The 21,942-nt window shown below is 66.3% G+C and carries 30 protein-coding genes; 22 read left to right on the plus strand and 8 right to left on the minus strand.

The window, feature by feature from the left end:
• Positions 1-42: 42 nt before the first annotated feature.
• From ABEA24_RS18075 to ABEA24_RS18105, 7 genes are all read left to right on the plus strand, one after another.
• On the plus strand, positions 43-429 hold the full coding sequence (locus ABEA24_RS18075; RefSeq protein ID WP_345432035.1) for a hypothetical protein: 387 nt from the start codon (positions 43-45) through the stop codon (positions 427-429).
• 56 nt (positions 430-485) lie between these two features.
• Positions 486-635 carry a hypothetical protein gene (locus ABEA24_RS18080; RefSeq protein ID WP_345432036.1) on the plus strand — a complete coding sequence of 50 codons (150 nt, stop codon included), beginning with the start codon at positions 486-488 and terminating at the stop codon, positions 633-635.
• Between the two features lie 335 nt (positions 636-970).
• Entirely contained in the window at positions 971-1,294 is a 324-nt protein-coding gene (locus ABEA24_RS18085) for a hypothetical protein (RefSeq protein ID WP_345432037.1), read from the plus strand.
• An 84-nt stretch (positions 1,295-1,378) separates the two neighbouring features.
• Entirely contained in the window at positions 1,379-2,446 is a 1,068-nt protein-coding gene (locus tag ABEA24_RS18090; RefSeq protein WP_345432038.1) for a tyrosine-type recombinase/integrase, read from the plus strand.
• Position 2,447: 1 nt separating this feature from the next.
• The gene (locus tag ABEA24_RS18095; RefSeq protein WP_345432039.1) at positions 2,448-2,741 is read left to right on the plus strand and encodes a hypothetical protein; all 294 of its coding nucleotides are present in this window, start codon (positions 2,448-2,450) and stop codon (positions 2,739-2,741) included.
• Positions 2,742-2,770: 29 nt separating this feature from the next.
• Entirely contained in the window at positions 2,771-3,070 is a 300-nt protein-coding gene (locus tag ABEA24_RS18100; RefSeq protein WP_345432040.1) for a hypothetical protein, read from the plus strand.
• A gap of 378 nt (positions 3,071-3,448) precedes the next feature.
• On the plus strand, positions 3,449-4,006 hold the full coding sequence (locus tag ABEA24_RS18105) for a GNAT family N-acetyltransferase (protein ID WP_345432042.1): 558 nt from the start codon (positions 3,449-3,451) through the stop codon (positions 4,004-4,006).
• On the opposite strand, the gene ABEA24_RS18110 is transcribed toward ABEA24_RS18105, so the two are convergent.
• Positions 3,955-5,322 (minus strand): hypothetical protein, encoded by a 1,368-nt coding sequence (locus ABEA24_RS18110; RefSeq protein ID WP_345432044.1) that lies wholly within the window; start codon positions 5,320-5,322, stop codon positions 3,955-3,957. The two genes, ABEA24_RS18105 and ABEA24_RS18110, sit on opposite strands and share 52 nt — an antisense overlap.
• Before the next feature lie 153 nt (positions 5,323-5,475).
• On the opposite strand from ABEA24_RS18110, the gene ABEA24_RS18115 reads away from it, so the two are divergent.
• From ABEA24_RS18115 to ABEA24_RS18170, 12 genes are all read left to right on the plus strand, one after another.
• On the plus strand, positions 5,476-5,901 hold the full coding sequence (locus tag ABEA24_RS18115) for a hypothetical protein (RefSeq protein WP_345432045.1): 426 nt from the start codon (positions 5,476-5,478) through the stop codon (positions 5,899-5,901).
• A complete protein-coding gene (locus ABEA24_RS18120) occupies positions 5,898-6,740 on the plus strand; it encodes an SAM-dependent methyltransferase (protein WP_345432046.1) in 843 nt (280 codons plus the stop codon). Before ABEA24_RS18115 ends, ABEA24_RS18120 begins: the two co-directional genes overlap by 4 nt.
• Positions 6,733-7,050 (plus strand): hypothetical protein, encoded by a 318-nt coding sequence (locus tag ABEA24_RS18125; RefSeq protein WP_345432047.1) that lies wholly within the window; start codon positions 6,733-6,735, stop codon positions 7,048-7,050. The genes ABEA24_RS18120 and ABEA24_RS18125 overlap by 8 nt, the downstream gene beginning before the upstream one ends.
• Positions 7,043-7,258, plus strand: a complete 216-nt coding sequence (locus ABEA24_RS18130; RefSeq protein WP_345432048.1) for a hypothetical protein — start codon at positions 7,043-7,045, stop codon at positions 7,256-7,258. The genes ABEA24_RS18125 and ABEA24_RS18130 overlap by 8 nt, the downstream gene beginning before the upstream one ends.
• 112 nt (positions 7,259-7,370) lie before the next feature.
• On the plus strand, positions 7,371-7,502 hold the full coding sequence (locus tag ABEA24_RS18135) for a hypothetical protein (RefSeq protein ID WP_345432049.1): 132 nt from the start codon (positions 7,371-7,373) through the stop codon (positions 7,500-7,502).
• 6 nt (positions 7,503-7,508) lie between these two features.
• On the plus strand, positions 7,509-7,769 hold the full coding sequence (locus tag ABEA24_RS18140) for a hypothetical protein (protein WP_345432050.1): 261 nt from the start codon (positions 7,509-7,511) through the stop codon (positions 7,767-7,769).
• Positions 7,717-8,505 (plus strand): hypothetical protein, encoded by a 789-nt coding sequence (locus ABEA24_RS18145; RefSeq protein ID WP_345432051.1) that lies wholly within the window; start codon positions 7,717-7,719, stop codon positions 8,503-8,505. The genes ABEA24_RS18140 and ABEA24_RS18145 overlap by 53 nt, the downstream gene beginning before the upstream one ends.
• A 396-nt stretch (positions 8,506-8,901) precedes the next feature.
• Positions 8,902-9,564 carry an O-methyltransferase gene (locus ABEA24_RS18150; RefSeq protein WP_345432052.1) on the plus strand — a complete coding sequence of 221 codons (663 nt, stop codon included), beginning with the start codon at positions 8,902-8,904 and terminating at the stop codon, positions 9,562-9,564.
• Positions 9,561-10,334, plus strand: a complete 774-nt coding sequence (locus tag ABEA24_RS18155) for an aKG-HExxH-type peptide beta-hydroxylase (RefSeq protein ID WP_345432053.1) — start codon at positions 9,561-9,563, stop codon at positions 10,332-10,334. The genes ABEA24_RS18150 and ABEA24_RS18155 overlap by 4 nt, the downstream gene beginning before the upstream one ends.
• On the plus strand, positions 10,331-10,954 hold the full coding sequence (locus tag ABEA24_RS18160) for a TIGR02466 family protein (RefSeq protein WP_345432054.1): 624 nt from the start codon (positions 10,331-10,333) through the stop codon (positions 10,952-10,954). The genes ABEA24_RS18155 and ABEA24_RS18160 overlap by 4 nt, the downstream gene beginning before the upstream one ends.
• Positions 10,951-11,535: a hypothetical protein gene (locus ABEA24_RS18165; protein WP_345432056.1), complete on the plus strand. Its 585-nt coding sequence runs from the start codon at positions 10,951-10,953 to the stop codon at positions 11,533-11,535. The genes ABEA24_RS18160 and ABEA24_RS18165 overlap by 4 nt, the downstream gene beginning before the upstream one ends.
• Before the next feature lie 42 nt (positions 11,536-11,577).
• A complete protein-coding gene (locus tag ABEA24_RS18170) occupies positions 11,578-11,760 on the plus strand; it encodes a hypothetical protein (protein WP_345432057.1) in 183 nt (60 codons plus the stop codon).
• Positions 11,761-11,823: 63 nt separating this feature from the next.
• On the opposite strand, the gene ABEA24_RS18175 is transcribed toward ABEA24_RS18170, so the two are convergent.
• From ABEA24_RS18175 to ABEA24_RS18190, 4 genes are all read right to left on the minus strand, one after another.
• Positions 11,824-12,162: a DUF6300 family protein gene (locus ABEA24_RS18175; protein ID WP_345432058.1), complete on the minus strand. Its 339-nt coding sequence runs from the start codon at positions 12,160-12,162 to the stop codon at positions 11,824-11,826.
• Between the two features lie 41 nt (positions 12,163-12,203).
• Positions 12,204-15,776, minus strand: coding sequence for a DNA polymerase III subunit alpha (gene dnaE / locus ABEA24_RS18180; protein WP_345432059.1), 3,573 nt, complete (start codon positions 15,774-15,776; stop codon positions 12,204-12,206).
• A 277-nt stretch (positions 15,777-16,053) separates the two neighbouring features.
• A complete protein-coding gene (locus tag ABEA24_RS18185) occupies positions 16,054-16,923 on the minus strand; it encodes a hypothetical protein (RefSeq protein WP_345432060.1) in 870 nt (289 codons plus the stop codon).
• Positions 16,924-17,099: 176 nt separating this feature from the next.
• Positions 17,100-17,693, minus strand: a complete 594-nt coding sequence (locus ABEA24_RS18190; protein WP_345432061.1) for a hypothetical protein — start codon at positions 17,691-17,693, stop codon at positions 17,100-17,102.
• A 262-nt stretch (positions 17,694-17,955) separates the two neighbouring features.
• Here ABEA24_RS18190 and ABEA24_RS18195 point away from each other — a divergent pair, with 262 nt between their 5' ends.
• The 3 genes from ABEA24_RS18195 to ABEA24_RS18205 all read left to right on the plus strand — a co-directional run bounded on the left by ABEA24_RS18195 (position 17,956) and on the right by ABEA24_RS18205 (position 19,988).
• Positions 17,956-18,579: a hypothetical protein gene (locus ABEA24_RS18195; protein ID WP_345432062.1), complete on the plus strand. Its 624-nt coding sequence runs from the start codon at positions 17,956-17,958 to the stop codon at positions 18,577-18,579.
• The gene (locus ABEA24_RS53560) at positions 18,566-19,615 is read left to right on the plus strand and encodes a helix-turn-helix domain-containing protein (RefSeq protein ID WP_425551205.1); all 1,050 of its coding nucleotides are present in this window, start codon (positions 18,566-18,568) and stop codon (positions 19,613-19,615) included. Before ABEA24_RS18195 ends, ABEA24_RS53560 begins: the two co-directional genes overlap by 14 nt.
• Before the next feature lie 220 nt (positions 19,616-19,835).
• Positions 19,836-19,988: a hypothetical protein gene (locus ABEA24_RS18205; RefSeq protein ID WP_345432064.1), complete on the plus strand. Its 153-nt coding sequence runs from the start codon at positions 19,836-19,838 to the stop codon at positions 19,986-19,988.
• 205 nt (positions 19,989-20,193) lie between these two features.
• Here the strand turns inward: ABEA24_RS18205 and ABEA24_RS18210 are convergent, their stop codons facing one another.
• The 3 genes from ABEA24_RS18210 to ABEA24_RS18220 all read right to left on the minus strand — a co-directional run bounded on the left by ABEA24_RS18210 (position 20,194) and on the right by ABEA24_RS18220 (position 21,898).
• A complete protein-coding gene (locus ABEA24_RS18210; protein WP_345432065.1) occupies positions 20,194-20,337 on the minus strand; it encodes a hypothetical protein in 144 nt (47 codons plus the stop codon).
• A 319-nt stretch (positions 20,338-20,656) separates the two neighbouring features.
• Entirely contained in the window at positions 20,657-21,031 is a 375-nt protein-coding gene (locus ABEA24_RS18215; RefSeq protein ID WP_345432066.1) for a hypothetical protein, read from the minus strand.
• 105 nt (positions 21,032-21,136) lie between these two features.
• Positions 21,137-21,898 (minus strand): GP88 family protein, encoded by a 762-nt coding sequence (locus ABEA24_RS18220; RefSeq protein ID WP_345432067.1) that lies wholly within the window; start codon positions 21,896-21,898, stop codon positions 21,137-21,139.
• Positions 21,899-21,942 lie beyond the last annotated feature (44 nt).

Below are 21,942 nucleotides of genomic sequence, written 5' to 3' on the forward strand. Positions count from 1 at the left end.
AACATTGTCTACATATTGCAGTCAAGGATTGGAGAGTGAGACATGAACGAAGACAGCACCGCCGAACCGGCCCCCCGGATCAAGCAGCGAGCCACCTGCCCCGATTGCGCGGCCGCCAACGGCGAACCGCACCACGAGCAGTGCGACGTTGCACGCTGCCTCTGGACCGGCGCCCAGCGCCTGGCGTGCACCGCCTACGACCGGACCACGCGCTCCATCGACCACGACTGCGGCCAGGACACCTGGACCGGCACCTGGCCGGGCGACGAATACGCCGCCCGGCTCGGATTCTGGTGCCGCTGGGACAACGGCTGGCAACCGACCAGCGCAGACGACCCGAATGCCCTCCCCAACCTCAACCGCCTCTACACAGACGCGACCTGGAACCGGGAGGAGCGCCGATGGGATCCAAAGCCGACGCAGCCATAACCACACTCAGCTCACGCGACCTGTCCAAACTGGACACCCAAGAAGAAAGATCAGGGATGACCCGCAAGATTGCCCTCGCCATCGCGACCGGTACCGCAGCCCTCGGGCTGACCGCGTGCGGCCACACCCGCCACACCGTGGTCCACCACCACATAACTCATCACCACGTCGTCCACCACGTGGTCGTTCACCACCACCACCGCTAACCCGGGAGAACCCGGATCTGGCCTGGCGGCCGGCCGAACGTCGACCGCCAGGCCAGCCCTCTCCAGGAAGGAAGCCGAGTGGCCGGATACGGCGAGGTCATCCTCAGCACCCCAGACGGAAAGTGGTACTGGTCGCACGTCCTCATGGACTGCAGCTACGTTCCCAAGGGGAACCGGACCAGGATCATTCCGCTCGGTTACCGGGAGAACAGTCCGGACGCCGCGATCTGCAAGGCTCTGAAGGCGGAGCTCAAGGCCCGGCAGACCAGAGCCCGCAGCGCCCCCGAAAGACAGTCGCCAGATGCCAGCGCCACAGTACAGAGAGGACTTTGAGCATGAGCAAGCCGAACCACCAGGATCGGATGGCCGAGCTGGTCCGAATGGTGACCGCAGTGGTCGACGATCACTTCCAGGAGCGCGCTGACCGCGTTCTGAACGCATACCGACCGCAGATCGTCGCGGACGTCGGCGAGGACATCACCCGCCAGGTGACGGAGGACCCTGGCTTCAATGCCTTCCTCCTGGCCGCCTACGACGAGGCCGAGCTGGAGCCGGAAGTGGCCACGCACGAGGCCGCCGCATGGCTGCGCGATCACCCGGACGCAACGCCCGAGCAGGCATTCGCCGCTGTCCGAGAAGCGTGCAGCGGATGCGAATGACCGCTTTGGGCGGCATCCAGCCCCTCAGCTGGTGAGTCCGCAGAATCGCAATTCTCAAAAGTCACATGATCGTTTGAGGTCTAGGTGCCCGCGACCCTCACTCCCCTGGTCGGCCCACCGCCCGGGTTCTACCTCGGCGGCGAACCCGAGATCAGCCCCGTACACACGTACATCGACGGCCTGGACTCGGCGGGCTCGCGCCGGACAATGAACCAGGCCCTCGGCCGCGTCGGCTCGCTGATGGCCACGCTCGTCGAGGGCGAACCCGCGCCCCCGCCGTCTCACTACGCCTGGTGGTCGCTCCGCTTCGATCACACTCAGGAGCTCCGCACCGCCCTGCGTGAGTGTGAGACACCCACCTGCGACCCCTGGGCCCCCTCGACCGTCAACAAGCACCTGGTCGCGTTGCGCCAGGTCCTCCGCTCCTGCATGCGCCACGGCCTGATGCCGGCCGAGGACTACATCCGCGCCAGCGACGTCAAGCCCGTCACCGGCTACCGGGAACCGGTCGGCCGGGCCATCCCCAACGAGGACGTCGCCAAGCTCCTGCAGAAGTGCCTGAAGGACCACTCCCCCGCTGGCGTACGCGACGCAGCCATCGTCGCGCTGATGCACTCGACCGGCCTGCGCCGCTCGGAGGTCGTCGGCACACGCCGATCGAGCTACGACGCCGCGGCCCGCACGCTCCAGATCGTCGGCAAGCGGAACAAGCAGCGGACGGTCTACGTGAACGCCCGCGCCGCCTCGTGGGTGAACGCATGGCTCATCCACGTCCCGGCCGGCAACGGCCCGCTGTTCTGCCCGGTTCACTGGTCCGGGAGCATCCAGCACCGCCACATGACCGGCGAGGCCATCGGCGAAATACTCACCCGGCGCTGCACGGAAGCCGGGATCGCCCGCATCCTCGCCCACGACTTCCGCAAGACGTTCATCAGCAACTTCCTCGCGATGGGCGGTGACCTCGTCCTCGCCCAGCGACAGGCCGGGCACTCCGACGTCTCCACGACCGCCCGCTACGACCGCCGCGGCGACCTCCTGCTTCAGCAAGCCGTCGAGGACCTCTGGTTCCCCCTGCCTGGGGAACTACAGTCCTTGCAACCGACCAGCGCGACCGGCCTGGTGGCGCACGGAGAGATGACCGACCTTGGATGACTTGAAGACCGAACTGGACGCGATCACCGACCGCCTGGCACAACTAGCAAAGCGCGTCCACGCGCTGAAGCCGCTGAGCACCGCAGAGATGGACCTGCTCGCGGCGTACATGGGCGAGGTCGCACACCACGGCTACCAGATCGCGAACGATCTCGCAGACGCCGGCGAGAAGGCGGTGCCCGACTTGGACGTCGAGGCGGACGCGACCCACGCAGCGAACGTCTTCGCAGCCGCAGAGGGGTTCGCCAACCACACAACCAAGGCGCTCCGACGGATCCCCCGCGAGCGCCCGTAGAACCCCTCCAGGACTGGAGAGAGAGCCCCATGGGTAACCAGATCATCCGGCAGCCGGACGGCAAGTACGCCGTGTTCTCCAGGGTGAGCGACCAGCTCGTCATGTGGGATGCGACGGAGGACGAGGTGATCGAGTACTTCGCCGAGGAAGCCGCCGAGGCTACCCGGCGTGACGTCCGACGCAAGCTCGAGCACGTCGCCGCTGGCGAGCCGGAGCGCGCCTACCACCAGTTCGCCATGACATGGGAGGAGGCGCTGCGGAAGGACCGCGAACACGGCGGAGAGGCGTGGGCGCAGCCGTCCGCAAGCTCGGCGGCCCGCTCTACCTGATCCGTCTTCTGGCGTGCGCCGCAGCCAGCTGTCGTACGCTCGTCATGTTGCTGCCCGCCGTTCTTCGGAACTGGCGGGCCTTTTTCGTTCCCGGGCCGGCCTCTGCTCCGGCACCGCAGCCCTGTGGTTCCCGACGTCCGACGAGTTGGCCCGATGGCGCCGATCCTCGCCGTGACCGATCTCGAACGAGCGTTCTATAGCGAAATCTACGAAACCCGCGAGACTTCCTCAGAAAGGCGAACGCCCTCAGTCTCCGTCCGGGGCCCGAGGGCGTTCGTCAGTGCACGCACGGCTCAGTGTAAAACTGCGACTGGCCGACGTCGGCAAGTTCGCACATATGCCTACAAGTCGGTGTACGGAGTGGAGAGGATCGCGAGTATGACCGAACCCGCGCTGCTTCACCTCGACGGCCCTGCGACGATGAACCGACTCGACGAGATCCGGAAGGTCTACGCCACCGCATTCCCCGGCAACAGCGTAGAAGACCACCAATGGCGTACCTCACGGCAGGCGAACTCACCCGGCTTCGAGACCGTCATCGCACAACTCGACGGCCGGATCATCGGCTTCGTGTACGGACTCCCCTTGGCCGCTGGCAGCGGATGGTGGAACGGCCTCACCCCGGACCCCGGCGATGGTTTCACCGCCGAGACCGGCACCCGGACATTCGCGGTCATCGACCTCGCCGTCCTCCCCGACCACCGGGGCCAGGGCCTCGGCCGGCGTCTCATGGACGAGCTGCTGCGCGGTCGGCATGAGGACCGCGCGACGCTGGCAACCGACCCGGCCGAGACCGACAACCAGGCGATGTACGACCGGTGGGGCTGGCGACCGGCGGGTCAGGTACCTGGAGGGGAACACGAGACCTCGGCCGCCTTCGACCTCTACGTGATCGCCTTGCGCAGCGACCCGGACGCCACCAGCAGCTCGCGATAGCCCTCGGCCGCCGGTCCCCGTCGCCGCTCAATGGGGATCGCGTTCCATACGTCACCGGCCAATTCGGTCACGAGCGCCGTCCTCTGATTGGCCGGGCACTGCTCGTACGTCGATATAGCGCGATCGATGCCCGCGGCGACATCGCCCGACCGGACATAGCCAGCCGCCTGCAACAGCTTGACCTGCGTCACGCTGCGCAGCTGGTCGACATCCTCAAGCAGCTGCACCGCTCGATCCGCTGCGACATCGAGGGGGGCGCTCTGCCCCAGGTACGCGTACACCCACGCGGTCGAGTAACGAATCCGGTCCTCGCCGTAACACCAATCCGACGCGATGTCGTTCGTATCGGTGGCCGGCAACGACGCGAAGGTGTCCTCAGCCCTTCGCAGCTCGACGACCGCATCATCCGCCCGCCCGACCACGGCGAACAGTTGCGCCCGCATCGTCTGAATGTGGAGAAGGCCAGCGCACGCCCTGCCGTTGGACGATTCCGCCGCTGTGGCGGCCTGGCGGAGCAGGACGGGCGCGGGACGCCGCTCGTACAAGCCGCGTATCAGCCGCTCCCCCGCTATCCACATACTCAGGTCGGTATCGCCTGAACTGTCGGCGGCATGCTGCGCGGTCGTCCACCAGGTGCGCGCCGGCCGACCGTGACCCGTGTTCGCCAACGTTTTGGCCATGAGCAGCGACAGACCCGCCGTCACACGGAACCACCGCGCTCGCTGTGTGTCACCTGCCGGAATGCGCTGTTTCAATGCCTGCACCGAGACCAAGTCGGCCGCGAGTTCGCCGATCAGCCGATCCGGTGCCGTGGCGAGATAGGAGTACCCATACTCGGCGACCGCTTCGTCCCAGTCATCCATTTGGGCCGAGATGTCCCGACCGAGGCTTTTCTCAACGTGTGTCTGGATGGTGTTCAGTGCCTCACTTATGGGCGAGACCGTTGCAACACCGAGCGTCGCCAGGGCTTGCAGAAGTTGCCGCCGCTCCACGTCGTCCTCGTCCTCCCCTCGCGCGGCCCCGGTTTCGGTCGCCCGGATCTTCTTTTTTCTGGCCTTCCGATAGGGACCGAACAGGTCGTCCTCGGTCTTTCCGGTGGCGCGGCAGTAGAGCAACCGGTAACGCTCGCTGACACCCCATGTGTCGGCTTCCCAGTTCCGTATCTTCCGGGCGATGTCTTGGAGTTTCGGCAGGGTACGGCGCTCGCGTTCAGGAGCGGCGTCACGTAGAGCCTCAGCCATCCCCGCGACGCTTAATCCCAGGTCGGTGCGTTCTTTGCGCAGCCTTACACCCAGTGTCGTCGCATCGGCAGACATGTTGCGTGCACCTCGGCCGGATGATTCCGGATGACGAACCGTCATCCGCTTCCATCCCCCAGTATCACCGTGATTTCCCCCGGCCGCAGCGGTTCTATGACTGCCATCACGTCAATACCGCGACGAAGAGGGGATCAGCGAGTGCACGCACACATGCGCGATCCAGACTCCGCAGATACCAACGCAACGGAGGGGCCGGCAAGGGCCACCCCCACAGAACTGCTGAACCACCTCCAGGCGCTCCGCGTAGCGCTGTTGGAGCAGGGCTTCGACGTCGGGATCTCATATCCCGTCCTCACCGCCCGGAACAGCGCCGTCACCGGCGAAAGCGAGGCCGGCCGCCTCCTGTGCCCCGGCCTGTCGCAGAAGGTCGTCGTTGAGTACCGCGACGGCCAGCCATGGTTTTCCTGGGTCTGGCCGCCGCCCCGCAAGGGTCACCGCGACGAGGCCCCCGGCGCTACCGAACACGAACCACTGTGCCCGGCATCCGACATCACCGAGGCGACGGCTCGCGTAGCCAAGGTCATCCGACTCCGCAAGGCAACCCCCGATGACGGGCTCCGGAGCGTGGCCTCGTGAACCTGTTCACTCGCAGCACCTCGGCTGAATCGACTCCAAAGAGCCAGCTCAAGCCGGTGCAGTATGACCCGAGCCAGCCCAACGCGGCTCGCATGTACGACTACTACCTCGGCGGTAAGGACAACGGCCCGGTCGACCGGGCCGCCGCAGAAGCGGCAATTGCCGAAGAACCCCTCATTCCTCTAATGGCCAGGGAGAACCGCGCGTTCCTCCGCCGAGTGGTCAGGCACCTCGCCGGTAGAGGGATCCGGCAGTTCGTCGATATCGGCAGCGGGCTGCCCACGCAGGCCAACACGCACGAGATCGCCCAGGAGATCGCGCCCGAGGCCCGCATCGTCTACGTCGACAACGACCCGCTCGTCCTCGCGCACGGCCGCGCTCTACTGGTGACGAATGCCCGCACGACGATCATCAAGGCCGACCTGCGTGAACCGGACGCCATCATCGGCCACCCGGAGCTCAAGGAGCTGATCGACTGGTCCCAGCCGACCGCCGTCCTGATGATCGCAGCTCTGCACTTCATCCGCGACAGCGACGACCCGTACGGCATCGTCGCGAAGCTGCGATCGGTGGTGGCACCTGGCAGCTTCCTGGCGCTGAGCCACGGAGAGCGCACTCGCAAGATGAAACGTGCCGCGAAGGCCGCCTACAGCAAGGCGAACGCGCCAGGAGTACCCCGCCCTCGCAAGGCCATCGAACGCTTCTTCACCGGGTTCGAACTCCAAGATCCCGGACTTGTTCCCGTCACGCAGTGGAGGCCCGACCTGGTGCCCCGCAACCGCGTCATCCCGTTCTTGGGAGGCGTCGGGCTCAAGCCGGTGGAGGCATCTCATGGCTGAGCTGCAGCGCCCACGCATGTTGATCGACCTGCTGTCCGCTGCGCTCGTGAGACGAGGTTTGCGCGTACAGGTGCGCGGCGACCTGGTGACAGCGATCAACCCACGAGTTCGCTCTCAGGGGGTGCGGCTCCGCGAGACCCCTGACGGGTTGATGTGGTGCTGGGTCTGGGTCGGCCTGCGTCCGGCCGACCGCGGTGCACGGATGCCGGCGCCGGACGTCGAGCCGTTCTGTCCGGCCGGCGAGATCGGGCAGGCCGCGGATCGCATCGCGAAAGTCGTATCTGGCATCGGGGAGCCCGCCGATGCGTGACGAACGGCTGGCGGCGGTCGCCGCCGCGGTGCAGCGCCACCTTCCCGGTTGGGTCGTCATTCCGGCGCCATACCACGGCGGCTTGAGCGCGTTCGGGGCTTGCACGCGAGAGACCACGGTCATCGACGCGTCTGACCCGGAGACCCTCATCAACCTCTGCCGCGTCGCCGAGCTCGCCACCGCTTCCGGCGCACATCGCGCCCCATAGACGTGGGTGCGCAGGTCAGGCCCGGCAGTCGTCATCGTCCCCCGATGCCACCGGATGCCGGCCTGCGCACCCACCATCCCCCGACCAATGGCGCAGATCGAGACGGAGCATGATGACCAACAACCAGCCCAGCGGCGCGACCGTCGGCGTTGCGGTGCAAGCCCGCGACATCCACGTACACGCTCGCGCCCACGTCGCCCTGCGGCAGCTGATCACTGATCGCGTCCAGAAGCAGTCCGGGTAGGCGCGGATGGACGATCCTCCATCAGCCGTAGCCCAGATCCTCCAGGCCGTCCTCAACGCAGAGGCTGTGACGCTGCGAAAGGTCGTCGCGGCAATTCTGGACGATCACTCCACGCAGTTGGACGTGGCTCAGATCCTCAACGCGGATGACGCCGCGTTGGCCGATCTCGTCTCCACAGTCCTGAAGGAATACAACGAACTAAAGCCGATCCGAGATGACACAGAAGCAAGCACGAACACTCGCCGCGCACACGATCGTCTTAACTGAACTGACGGCCGGCGCCTCAATGAGGGAAGCGTGTCGTCGCGCCAAGGTCAGCCCTCAAACCATTACAGAGCATGCCCGAACCGACGATACGTTCCGCCGCCAGTTGGCAGCCACCGGCTGGCGGCCGGGATCGCCAGTCCGCGATACGTCGTGGCACCCGATGGTGCTGGCCGCTATCGCAAACGGGGCCACCATCCGCGAGGCGGAACGTCAGGCCGGCATCGGAATCGGCATGATCAGTAATCGGCGCAAGGCCGACCCACAGTTCTCCGCCGCCGTGGCAGTGGCACGCCGTGCCGGTGAAGCGACACGAAAGGCTCGCACGGCGGCCAAAGTCGCCGAACGCCGCCAGGTGCAAGGGTGCGGTACCCCTGCCGCCTATGAGCGGCACCTGTCCAAGGGCGAGGAGCCCTGCCCGCCATGCCGGCGAGCGAACTCCGAAGTCACTCGCAGCCGCCCCTCATACAAGGCCTACGAGAAGGCGGCGTATCAGGCACGCAAGCGACTCGCCGCCACACACAAGGAGGAACTGCGGACTCTCACAGCTCGCGAACGGCTTCGCACAGACCGCTCCCCCCACAACGCAAGGGGGCGGGCGCTCTCGACCCTGGTTCGCCTGCACAAGAGGGAGTACCGCGCTCTGTTCGCTGAAGAACGGAAAGCGGTCCGCGCCGACGCGACCCCAGAAGATCAGCCGCAGAACGAACGAGCTCCGCCGCCGCGAGGCCGTCGTTGAGCTTGATGGCTGGCCGTCTGCCAGGCCGATAACGGTGCCTGCGCAACCGTCCCGAGGGCCGCCGAGGGGCAGCAGTTAGACGTTGCGGTCTCGCGGCGGCCTGCCATGGCAAGCATCAAGAGCAGGCGATGACACCAGAAGCAAACATTTGATCGACAAATAGCGTCAACGAATTAAAGCCTCACGTTATCGACAACCCCGACGCGAGGACAATTCTCCATGCACAAATTCAGGCCAACTAGGAAGTCTGGTTGCAAATATTCGGGGTTGACGACCTTGACGGACCAATGGAACATGGCGCCAAGCCAGAAAGGACGAGACGTGAAAGTTTTAATGACAGACGAGCGGGCGTCAGAAATTCTTTCCTGCTTCTATCGGACTGCACGAGTCGGCCAGGTGAGGTTGTCGGACGGCGGTGGCCCGTTCGGGTTCGACATTCACCTCGCGCTGCTGTTCGACGACATCGTCGCCGTGTACCGGCCGTCCGCGATCGTTGAGACGGGCAGCTACCTCGGTGACACCACCGCCTACCTCGCCAACGCCTACCCGAGCCTGCCGGTCATCACTTGCGACGTCGACCCCAGCCACGCTGGGTACACCGCAGCGCGGCTCCGACATGCCGACAACGTGGCGGTCCACCATGCCGACTCGCCCACAGTCGTTGCTGAGGCCAGCCGGGAGCACGCACCCGCCGTGTACTTCCTCGACGCGCACTGGGGCGAGCAGTGGCCGCTCGCACGCGAACTCGCCGAACTCGCCAACGGCCCGGGACCGGCGGTCGCGGTAATCCACGACTTCGACATCGGATATCCGGGATTCGGCTACGACGTATACGACGGTGTCCCCTGCGGCCCCGGCATCCTCACAGGCGTTCCCGGCCTGCCCGACGTCTACTTCACCTCCAATCCGGAGGCGACATACCCGCTGCCGTGCCTACAGACCGGCCGCCGCACCGGCGTCGGCGTCATCCCGATCGGGCTGCCTGCCGAACCGCTCGCGGGGATCCCTCGGCTGCGCCAGCACTCTCGGACGGCGACGACGTCGGCGGTGACGTCATGACGACGACAGCGGCCGTGAGGCTGCCGCTCACCGAGCTCGGCGGAATGCCGCTCATCGACGACGGGTTCGTCCCCGGCCGGCTACTCGCCGCTCTCGCCGCGGCCCGTAGCGTCCGGGCCCGACGGCTCGCGCTCGTCACCGGCGCAGACCCTGATCCACTGCGGTGGGTGCGGCCCCAGGAGGCGATCCGGCTCCGCGACGACCCACCGCTGATCCCGAGCCTGCCGTTGACTCCCAGTGAGGAACGTAAGGTGGCCGCCGTGCTCGACGAGGCCGCAGACCTCGTCCCGGTCTGGCGTCCGCTGCTCGCTCTGCCGATCCAGTACCTGCTGTACCACCCGGACGGCGGGGCTGCCTCAGCCAGCGCGGTCATGTGGCCGCAGCACATCCTGCTCGCGAAGGTGGCGTTTACGACGCCGGCGACCCTGCGTGAGCAGGTCATCCACGAGCTATGCCACCAGTGGCTGTACGCCATACAGGAGCTGTGGCCGTTGGAGGCCACCGACCCGCCGCCTCGGGTCGCGCTGCCGTCCGGGACGCCGAACCGATCTCCCGGCGAGGTCATCGGCGCTGCGCACGTCATGGCCGCGCTGCTGCGTCTGCACCGCGCCGACCCAGCCCGCCCATCGGTGTTCGACGCCCCGCACGAGCGCCACATCGCGGGCCTGGCCGCCTACGCGCGCGGCTGTTTCCAGACGCTGGACTCCCTGCAGGAGCACCTCACCCCAGCCGGGCTGCAGATCACCCGACGACTCAAGGAGGCGATATGACCAGCACGTCCGCCATGGCGATGACCCTGTGGCCCACGCCGGTGTACGAAGCCGACCTGAACGGCCTCGGCGCTGGGCAGATGAACCCGCAGCTACGCGACCTCATCCTGCAAGCCGAAGCCAAAGCCAACCACACCTTCGGAGTGATCTCCGCCGCCAAGACAGCAACCGACCTGCTCACCTGGCAGCACCCGGCCGTCGACTGGCTCAAGGCACGGATCCGCGACGCCATCGACGCGATGAACCGCGACGTCCTGGAACACGTCGCCGACCTCAACACCCACCCGGTCAAGGCCGAAGCATGGGCGGTGGTGTACCGCGCCGGCGGCAGCCACCGCGAGCACACCCACCACGACTCGGTGTACTCCGGCGTCTACTACGTCCAGACCGGAGGCGTCGGTGAGCAGGGGGGCGGACGCCTGCAACTCCTGGACCCGCGGCCAGCCGCGATCGCCCGGTCCGCGTCCTCCGGAGTCACCACCATCCGGCCTCGCCCCGGGATGATGGTCGCTTTCCCCAGCTGGCTGCCGCACAGCGTTCAGGCGACCCTCCCTACCGAAACGGCCCCGCGGATCTGCATCGCCTGGAACGCCGGATACCCCGAGGAGTCAGCGGCATGACCATGACACCAACCGCCCCGCCCTCGCAGGGGGCCGTCACCCGCCTGTGGGCGACCCCCGCCGCCGTGCAGACGATCGACCTGGCCCCGATCGTCTGGAACGACGGCGTACGCGACCACCTGACCACCGCGGGCCCCGCCTGCGAGACAGTCCCCCCGCGGACCGTCCTGACCGACACGGACGCCCTGGAACAGCTGTTCCTGGACACCATGACCATGCTCGCCACCCGCACCGCCGACACCGGCGCGCCGACCCGCGCCCCAGACACGGTGGCGCTGACCGCGCAGGTGTGGCGCGGCGGCCACGAGAACCCCATGGCGGCCTGCGCAGCCGACTACTGCGGCTGGTGCGTGCTGGCCGCCACCCAACCCGCGTCCGAGGGCTCCGGCGACATGGCGATCCTCGACCCGCGCGCCGGCTGCGCGATGACCGCCGCACCCGGCCTGCCGTGGGGGCGGGCACTGGCCTTCCGCCCCCAACCCGGCGGCCTCCTGGTCATACCGGGCTGGCTCACCAGCTCGGTCCGCCCACTCGAAAGGAGACAGACGATCATCGTCGTGGCCGCCGAATCACGGCCGTGACACCCCGGCAAACGCACGAACCTCTATGAAGGGAGAACGACAATGCAGGAGCGAAAGACCCTCCTCCTCGACCCCGGCAACCTCGGCGTCGACGTCGACCCGGCCGACGTCGACCACTACACCGAGTTGGCGGCCCAGGGCCTCATCAGCGTGAAGGGCTGTAACGGCCCCGCCGTTCAGGACGACCTCGCGTTCCGTACGCGCAGCACCGTCGAGCTGTCCTGACCCAGCGGCGACGCGCCTCCGTACCGTGCACCGCACGGCGCGGAGGCGCTCGTCATTCCCGGACTACAACTCACCCCGGAAGTACGCCTCAGCTTCCGCGTCGACGGCGGCCTCATCGACCCGGCGAGCCTGGGCCGCCGCGACCCATCGGCCGAGCAGCACGGCGAGTTGGCCGATGTTCGCGTCGCTCGCCTCCGCATGCACCGTGAAGAACGTCACGATCGGGCCGGCGGCCGGGTCGTCGGCGTCGCAGCGGGCGCACACGATCAGCTCCCGGAACCCCCGTACCTGCACACCGTGGGTGTTCGTCCAACCGTGCGGGACCCGCAGCGACGCCAGCACCTCCGCATCGCAGCGGGGGCAGCATCGCTCGGGGCTGGACTCCACGGCCAGCCCAGCCATAGCGGGCATGCTGACCGGCGCGGAGCGGCGGGGGACGGCGGTCATGACACGCCGATCGCGTTCGCGCCCAGCAGCGACTTGATGTCGCCGTAGAACGAGGTGTCAGGGGTCACCTGGAACCGGTCCAGGTTCACCAGCAGATGCTTGTCGCCCGGCCGCTGCGGCTGCAGCCGCAGGTGCACCGGCGCGCGGCCCGGATGGGAGTCCAGGATCCGTTTCAGATCATGGACCAGGGGCGGGTTCACCCGCGCTACCGACAGGGAGATCACCACCGGTGTCTCCTCGCCCATCGCCTGGGACACATCCAGCACGTTGAGTTCCTCGCCGTAGATGTTCACCGTCTCGTCCCGGACATTGATCCGCCCCCGGATCGACACGACCTGGTCCTCCGCCAGTGACGGCGCAACGAGCAGGTACGCCTTCGGGAAGAACAAGCACTCCACTGACCCGTCATGGTCTTCGAGGGCAACGATCGCCCACTGGTCACCTTTCTTGGTGACTTTGCGCTGCACCGAGGAGATGATCCCCGACACCTGCACGAACCCGTCCGTGCGTTCGGACGCCAGCAGGTTCGCGATCGTGAGCTCGCGGTTGGCCTCCAGTACCCGCTCCGCCCCGTCCAGTGGATGCGAGGACACGTACAGGCCAAGCATCTCCCGCTCGAAGCTCAGCAGCGTGCTCTTGTCCCAGTCACCTTCCGGGATGGCGACGGCGAACATGTCGCCGCTGCTGTCGGTATCGGGTTCGTCGAACGCGCCGAACAGCGAGTCCTGCCCGCGGGCCTCGTTGCGTTTGACGTCGATGACCGAGTCGACCGCCTGCTCATGCACCATGACCAGGCCCTTACGCGGGTGGCCGAGGCTGTCGAACGCGCCAGCCTTGGACAGGGACTCGATGACCCGCTTGTTACAGACGCTCACCGGGACCTTGTTCAGGAAGTCGGTGAAGTCGACGAAGGCGCCCTTCTCTTTCCGGGTCTGCACGATGGCCTCGACGACGTTCGCGCCGACGTTGCGGATCGCGCCGAGCCCGAACCGGATGTCGGTGCCGACCGCAGAGAAGTTCAACTCGGACTCGTTGACGTCCGGGGGAAGGACCTTGATGCCGGCTCGGCGGCAGTCCGACAGGTATACCGCCATCCGGTCCTTGTCATCGCCCACCGAGGTCAGCAGGGCGGCCAGGTATTCGGCCGGGTAGTTCGCCTTCAGGTATGCGGTCCAGTACGACACGACGCCGTACCCGGCGGTGTGGGACTTGTTAAACCCGTACCCGGAGAATGGCACCAGGACGTCCCACACGGCCTTGGTCGCCTCAAGGGAGTAGCCCTTGCCGGCCATGCCGGCCGAGAACGTCTCCCACTGCTCGTCCAGGACCTCTTTCTTCTTCTTGCCCATCGCCCGGCGCAGCAGGTCCGCGCCGCCAAGGGAGTAGCCGGCGAGCTGCTGCGCGATCGCCATGACCTGCTCCTGGAACACGACCAGGTGGAAGGTGTCACCAAGGATCGGCTCGAGCGCGTCCTTCAGCTCCGGGTGGATCGGCTCGACGTCCTGCTTACCGGTCTTGCGGAGCGCGTAGTTGGTGTGGGCGTTCATCTCCATCGGGCCCGGCCGGTAGAGCGCGGACGCCGAGGCGATGTCGGTGAACGTCGACGGCTGCATCAGCCGCAGCAGCGTCCGCATGCCCCCGCCGTCGAGCTGGAACACGCCCAGGGTGTCGCCGCGCGCCAGCAGCTCGTAGGTCTTGGTGTCGTCCAGCGGCACGCTGAGGATGTCCAGATCCTCGCCCCGGTTGGTCTTGATGTTCGCGACGGCGTCGTTGATGACGGTCAGGTTCCGCAGGCCCAGGAAGTCCATCTTGAGCAGGCCCATGTCTTCGGCCTGCGTGAACGGGAACCCCGTGATGATCGGGCCGTCCGCTTTGGGCTTCACCAGCGGCAGCACGTCGATCAGCGGGTCCTTGGACAGGATCACGCCGGCAGCGTGAATGCCGGTACCGCGAGTCAGGCCCTCCACGCCTTTCGCGGTGTCGATGATCCGCTTGACGTCAGGTTCGTCGTCGTACAGCTGCCGCAGTTCGGCGGCTTCCCCGTACCGGGGGTGTTTCTCGTCGTGGATCGCCGCGAGCGGGATCTCCTTGCCGCCGACCGCAGCCGGGAACGCCTTGGTGATCTTGTCACCGAGCGCGTACGGCAGGCCCAGCACCCGGCAGGAGTCCTTGATCGCGGCCTTCGCCTTGATGGTGCCGAACGTGACGATCTGGCAGACCCGGTCGTCTCCGTACTTTTTAGTGACGTAGTCGATCATCTCGTCGCGGCGGCGGTCATCGAAGTCCAGGTCGACGTCCGGCATGGTGATGCGCTCGGGGTTCAGGAACCGCTCGAAGATCAGGCCGTGCTCGATCGGGTCCAGCTCGGTGATGTCCGTGCAGTACGCCACCATCGACCCGGTCGCAGAGCCACGGCCAGGGCCCAGGCCGATCCCGTTCCGGCGGGCATACCGGCAGATGTCAGAGACCACCAGGAAGTACCCGGGGAACCCCATGTTGTTGACGACGTCGAGCTCGTAGTCGATCCGCTGCAGGACTTCGGTCGGCGGGTCACCCTTGAACCGGTTGCGGGCACCGGCCAACGTCTCCTTCCGCAGCCACGACGACTCGGTCTCCCCTTCAGGCACGGGGAACTGCGGCATCAGGTCCCGATGGGCGAACACCTCGCTGTAGTCGCCGACGCGCTCGGCGATCAGCAGCGTGTTGTCGCAGGCGCCAGGGACCTCGCCGTCCCACAGCGCCCGCATCTCCTCAGCGGTCTTGATGTAGTAGCCGCTACCGGAGAACCGGAAGCGGTTCTGATCGGCGAGCTGCTTTCCGGTGCCGATACACAGCAGCGCGTCGTGCGCCGCGGCCTGGTCCTCGGTGACGTAGTGGGAGTCGTTCGTGGCCAGCGGCGGGATACCAAGCTCATTGCCGAGCCGCAGCAGGTCCTCACGGACCCGGCGTTCGATCGCGAGGCCGTGGTCCATCAGCTCCAGGAAGTAGTTGTCCTTCCCGAAGATGTCCCGGTACCGCCCGGCGGCCTCCACCGCCTTGTCGTACTGGCCGAGACGGATCCGGGTCTGCACCTCACCGGACGGGCAGCCGGTCGTAGCGATGATGCCCTTGCCGTGCTCAGCGAGCAGCTCGTCGTCCATGCGCGGGTACTTCTGCACGTGCCCTTCAAGCCACGCCCGGGACTGCAGCCGGAACAGGTTCCGCAGGCCCTCCGCGTCAGCGGCCCACATCGTCATGTGCGTGTACATGCCGCGGCCGGAGACGTCACCGCCCTCACCGGTATCATCGTTGGACTTACGCAAGCCGAGGTTGTCAGACCAGAACACCGACTGCTTGTGGAACCGTGACGCCGGCGCCACGTAGGCCTCAATCCCGATCACGGGCTTGACCCCGGCCTTGTTCGCCGAGTGGTAGAACTCGTACGCTCCGTGCACGTTCCCGTGATCGCTCATCGCCACGGCCGGCATCCCCTGCCGGGCGACCTCGCCCATCAGCAAGCCGACCTTCGCCGCGCCGTCAAGCATCGAGTACTCAGTGTGAACATGCAGGTGAGCGAACGAGTCAGCCACTCCGGTACCTCTCGCGACGGGGGTCTATCAGCGTCCCAAGACTCTAGTCCCACATCGGTGGCATGGCTTGCGACACGGTCAGCAAGAGCGGATCTGGCGCGACGTGAGGCAGCACGAACAGCTCATGAGCAACGGTCTACGAGGTGGTCCCATTCGTCGACGCCGAGTCGGCGGCCAAGATCCTCGCGCTCACCAGCGAGACATGACGAAGCCGCTCCGCTCAGTGCGCGCGTACCCGCCGCATCGCAGACCGATCGTTGTTGGCGCTCTCCGGCCTTCAGCGAGTGCGGCGTTCGAGGACCGGACCGGACAACTCTGAGGGCCGATGCCGATTCACCCAGCGCCACAGGCGCAAGCGCACACCATCCGCGGGTGAGAGCTTCACGAGCGCGGCTTCGGCCCGGACCGCATCCTTCTGGAGTTCGGCTCCCACGGCAGCGAGCCACCACTGCTCGGTTCGCCACCACAGGACGAGCGCTGCCGGTGCGAGCACGAGCCCGCCGCAGTACGCCAGCAGCACGGCCGCGTCGCGCAGGTCACGGATTCGCCCGTGGTTGAAGCAGAGCCCGAGGAACGCCGCGCTCACTGCAACTGCGTTGAGCCCCCAGGCGATCGACACAATAGTGACCGCTCGGGGATGGTCACGGCGCGCCCAGGTTCGGAACGTCAGGGACTGGGCCCTAACGGCAAAGCGGCTTGCCACCTGCTGCATTCGCCGCGTCCACGCCAAGGCCTCCGCGTAGTCGCTCGGGACCGTACGGCAGGCAATGCACCGTGCGAGCCGGTAGCGCGCCAGCGCAAGTCCCCCTCTGCGGTCGGTGGCCTTGCGGATCAGCCGTACGCTTCCTCCCGCCAGGATGATCGGCGATGCGGTGACCAGGAACATGCCCCACGCCCACTTGGCAACGCTGGCGTTGGAGTCGGTGATGAAGTTGATGCCCACGCCGGCCGCGGCTGCCGAGCTCGCCGAGATCATTGGCGCGTGAAACAGGGACAGCGACAGGTCGGTCGAGGCTCTTTCAATGTGCCGTCCCCAGGAGTACCGGCGCTGCCGCGTGGCTCGAAGGACGAGTTCGATCAGGATGAGCAGGTAGATGAACCCGGTCGCAGGCAGAGAGAACGCCGTGATGATCGACGCAACGTCCACCACGCCTCCCGAGATCAACTGCGTGCTTCGACGGGCGGTCTGGGGCACAGGTTCCCGGGGGCGGGCGAGTTAGCCGAACGCGACCCAGAAGCCCGGCCATGGCCGCCTGACCGTAAGAACCGGAGCGCCCCGCGTCCTCCGAGCCAGGGCCGAACGTGGGGCGCGCTTCATAACCCCTAGCGGATGATCTGCTCTGCGGTCGTCCAGTCGGTCATGATCGCCTTCTGCGCGGCAGCGAGCGTCACCGTGCCGGCGCAGACGGCCTTGTACAGCTTGAACTCGACGTCGTCCTTGGGGTTGGGGTTGCCGGGTTCAGGCCACAGGTTGTGTGAGTCGCGTGGTGCGCCGCCGAGGCTCAGCGGGATGAAGTGGTCCTCCTCGTAGTCCCGCGGGTTGGTGTCCGTGTAGCCGTATTCGCGGATCTGCTGCCGCTTCAGCGCGTCGGTGTAGGTGACGGGCGGGCGGATCGTCTTCGTGTATCCCGGCACGCACACCGTCTGATGGATGTTCGCCTGCATCACCGCTGGATTGAGCGCGCCGGGGGTGCAGCGGGGGTCCGGGTGGGTCGTGTTCGGATCGAGGCTGGAGGCGCGACAGGACCCCGGCGGAAGGCTGCCGGTCGGCACGGGAGCAGCCGTGTCGGTCAGCGGCGACACCGGCTTCTGGGAATCCGCCCGGTGGTGGTGCGATGAGGCCTGCGAGGCAGTGGAGCTGCAGCTGGGCAGCAGCAGGAGTGCGGCGATAGCGGCCGCCGTAGAGCGGAGCGTCAAGGGGACCTCCGAGACCGGGGCTTCCATCATGCAGGCCGATGCGTGATCGTCTCAGGGGAATGGTCAGCCAGGCAACGTTTGCCCGCCTGGCGCCACTCAACGAGCGCTCTCCTCCTTGGGGAGACTGCGTCTCGTGTTTGTTGGGCTGGCAGACGCGACGTTCGGGGGCCGTGGTGATCGCCATGCCACAGATTGCGACTCGTGACCTCAGTGAGACGTGAGATCCTAGAGGTGTAGCAAACGCCCTGATAATATCAGCGCCATGGCTACACCTGCCGATGAGGCGTTCCTCCGCGATGCCGTGATCTCGCTTTGCGGTCCCCTCCACGACGGCCTGGAGACCGCTCGTGAGATCGCAGAGTCTCACTTCGACGAGTACGAGATGACGGATCCGGAGTACCGGCCCGGAGTCACACACCTCACCAGGTTCCACCTGCGGCGAATCCTCAAGGCCACGGATCTGGGGCCCTGGGAGGTAACCAGCCCACGCCCGAACGGCCAGGTCAAGCTGAGAAATGATCTTCTGACGTTGCAACTCCTGCATGAGTGGCCGTCGGACGATGTGCCCCCTCCCGGCAAGAACGAAGCGCGCATCGACTACTACCGCAACCCCGATCTCCAACTGTACGGAACGAGCGCCAGCAACCTGATCGGTGTCTGGCGCAGACTGCCGGACGGTGAGGTTGGGGTTCGTATCGTGCGCCCAGTCAAGCAGTGGAAGGTGGGCAAAAAGGCCATAGTCGACATCGATTTCCCGCTCCCGAGAGAAGAGGAGCTCCTGAAGGATCTTGAATTCACGCCGAATGACGTCGGCATGGAGCTACTCCTTCCCGTCGAGGGCGGAATTGAGGGGGGAATTAGCGATGCCAACGATGCTAACAGGTGAACGCATCCGCTCACTGCGGCATCTTCTTGGCCTGAGCCAGGAGCAGCTAGCGGCGGCTGCCAATATCGGACAGTCACGACTCTCCGAGATTGAGAATGGACGCCTTGATGCATCCAATGAGATCTTGGAGAGGATCGCGCGAGCGACCGGAACACCTCTTTCATTCTTCGAAATTATTCCACCAGATATCCCTTTGGGAACACTTCGGTTCCGCAAGTACGCCACCGCGCGGCGCACCGAAGAGAAACGCATCAAAGCACTCTACGACGAGGCTTATCGAATCACAGCCGATCTTCTCGTTAGGGCAGGATACGACGGCCCGGATCTCCCCATGGTCTCCGGCGATGCATCCAGCAACGACATTGAAAACCTCGCTGGCCAAGCGCGCGAGGCGCTGCAGATCGGAGGTGACGGCCCCATCCGCCATCTGACGAGGGCATGTGAACGCGCTGGGATCGCCGTCGTCCCTCTGACCCTTCCAGGCGAGGAGGACGAAGCTCATGCGGTCGGACACTTTGGAGTGAGTTACTGGCCAGCCCGTCATGAGCCCGCAGTAATCGGCTACTTCACTGGCGGGCCTGGAGATAGACAACGGTTCACAATAGGTCACGAGCTTGGCCACCTCGTTCTCCATAGTCGCCGCAGAACCGCAGAAGATCCAGAAAATGAGGCAAACCTGTTCGCAGGGGCACTGCTACTACCGAGGGATCGAGCAGTCGAAGTATTTAGCGGATCAGTCACTCTGAGCCATCTAGCTCGAATGAAGGCCATATGGGGGCTTTCGATTCAGGCTCTAATTATGCGAGGGTCACATCTCGGGTTTATCGACGAGCAACGGAAAACTTCTCTCTTTAGGCAGTTGGGTGCGAGAGGCTGGAAAAAGAACGAGCCGGTTCCAGTCCACCCTGAAGAACCGTTGCTTGTCCGGAAGATGCTGGATAGCACGTACGGTCCGTACGTGTCGGAGCCGCAAATCGCCGACCGCGTCGGCTTGAGCGCAATGGTCTTGCGTTCTTTTGCTCCGACGGCAGCTTAATTACGGCACAACGACGCGCTCTTCCATCCATCTACTTCCATGAGTTTGAGCGGCCTGGCTGGCCGTGAACGGGGCGGACACACGGGCAGCACTCCCCAGGATTCACCGATTGCCCGCGACGCCTGCCTGATCGGTACTAGCGTCGTCCTCGTCGCCCTCGGGCACACCTCGCTGTCAGCGCTCGATCACGTCATCGAGGCAGCGGAAGGAGGTGTTCGGGATGAGCGTTCGGCAGGCCGCCCGCTGGCGGCGGCGCTGTACGACGACGGCGACCCTCGCTGTGGTCCTCGCGTTCAGCTCGGCCGGCGTCGCCGTCGGCATCGGGTACGCGTTGACGACGGCAAGGCGCGGTCGGCCGGGCCCGCGGGCCTAACGAGGACCCGGCCGCCGCATCCAACCGGGCGGGGCGCTTCCACGTGGAGGCGCCCCGCTCCGTGTTTCCCGCCTCCGCAAGGAGTGCGGGAGTCTGGAGGTGGTAGAAGAACCTACTCCATACCGTTTGGCATCGAATGTTTGCGTCTCTACCTTCGCCAACAGTAACCACGACCGGCCGCCTGTGGCGGCCATTAGTGCAACTCCTAAGAGCTCGACTGCCGCGACTTCGACGACCCGGCCATGTGCACCGGCCGATGGGTGCCCACCCGGGCTGGCAGCAGGACCCGGCCGAGCACCGACCAGCGCTGCTCGAGGAACCTCACCGCGCTGACGGATCCTGTGACCACATACGGACTCTTGGCCACCCAAGATCGGTATCGCACCGTCCACCATCCTCGATGGATCACTGGATGGACTACGGCGACGATTGGCCTCCTCCACCGGAGAAGCCTGCGCCGGGGCCCCGCCGTCTCGTCGTCAGCGCGGTCGCGAGGTGTTACGCGTCTACGGCATGCCGATCGCGGTGTATGCCATCGGGATCTGGCTCATGGGTGAGCTGGTCATCGCGCTCTGGCACTGAGCCCCTTGAGGACGACGAAAGAGCCCCGCTTCCCCACTCGCAACGAGTGGAGAAGCGGGGCTCCTCGAGGATGAGTCGGCGCGATGCTACCCGGCTGATGTGATCGAGGCTGGCGCAGTCGGCTGGGAGATGACCACCGGGGACACAGCCTGGTGCGTGAAGAACGCGGCCGCCAGGACGATCCCGCCATCGATGATGCTCGTGATGGCCGGAGAGATATGCGCACCGACCCCGACCGCGACTGCAATGAGCGCGTTGCCGGCCCCGACGAGCAGCGGCACCGGGTACGGACGCGTCTTGTACGCCGTCACCGCCGCGGCGACGGCCGCCACCGCGGCGTTGACGAGACCGACCTCAACCCTCGTGAACGGCAGCCCGAACCCGACGAGCAGGTTCAGGCCTGCGGCGACGAACGCCACGATCAGCGACGGGTAGCCGAAGACCGCGAGCTTGGGTTTCATGGGTCCTCCAAGAGAAGAGCCCGCGCATCGGCGCGGGCCGTACGGGGTGTGGGGCAACTCCAACCGGTTGCGCCCGATGCCTCCCAGGGGCTGGGAGGCGCACCGTTAACTGCCGCCGTCGGCGTTACGGCGGGGTCTCTCGGCCTGCCACTGGCCGAGTGTCCGGTCGCCCTGGCGGTGCCGGGCCTGCGGGATGTTGTTGGCCGGGATACCGACGGGTGTCGGGCCGTACACCGCGAGAAGGTCCGAGCGGTCCTGGGAGTGCCAGCCCGCCGCCTCGATGGACTCCGCGTCGGGGAAGACGTCCGCGACGCGGTCGGCCTCCAGATCGACCAGATGGTCCTCGGTGCCGCCGAGGCTGTAGACCCACCGGAAGGTCTTCGGCGGGTCCGGCTCGACGAGTTTCTTGAAGCGCGCGATCTCCTTGGTGTACGCGTAGAACCGCACATGACGGGCCGACGCCATGACCCGAAGCCAGGCGAGCAGGTACTCGTCGCTGAAGAAGTCGCCGCTGTCGTGGATCCTGACCCAGGCGTCGCCTCCTTGGAACCGCATCTCGTGCAGTTCGTCGGTCATCTGCCGCCGCCACCCGTCCAGGTCCGCGAGCACATACTCAAGGTTCGCCAGGTGCCGCGCCTGCACGGAAGGGAACCTGTACGTCCCCTGCCTGGCGTAGCAGACCTGCGCGCACACCCCAGCGGCCGGGCAGGTACGTACCGTCGATCCGTCTCGGAGCCGCGCCGCTAGAGCGGGCAGGGACCAGTTCCAGACCTTGATCCCGGCCAGCTCACGGTTCTGCCCGAGAAGCCGCCGCGGCGGACGCTTCCCGTCCTTGGAGGGCGGCGGTCGGCGGCCTCCCTTGGACATACGTCCTCCAGATATGCGAAAGCCCCGCGCGCTGGCGGGGCGAC

Source organism: Actinoallomurus vinaceus (genome assembly GCF_039542055.1).
Taxonomy (GTDB): domain Bacteria; phylum Actinomycetota; class Actinomycetes; order Streptosporangiales; family Streptosporangiaceae; genus Actinoallomurus; species Actinoallomurus vinaceus.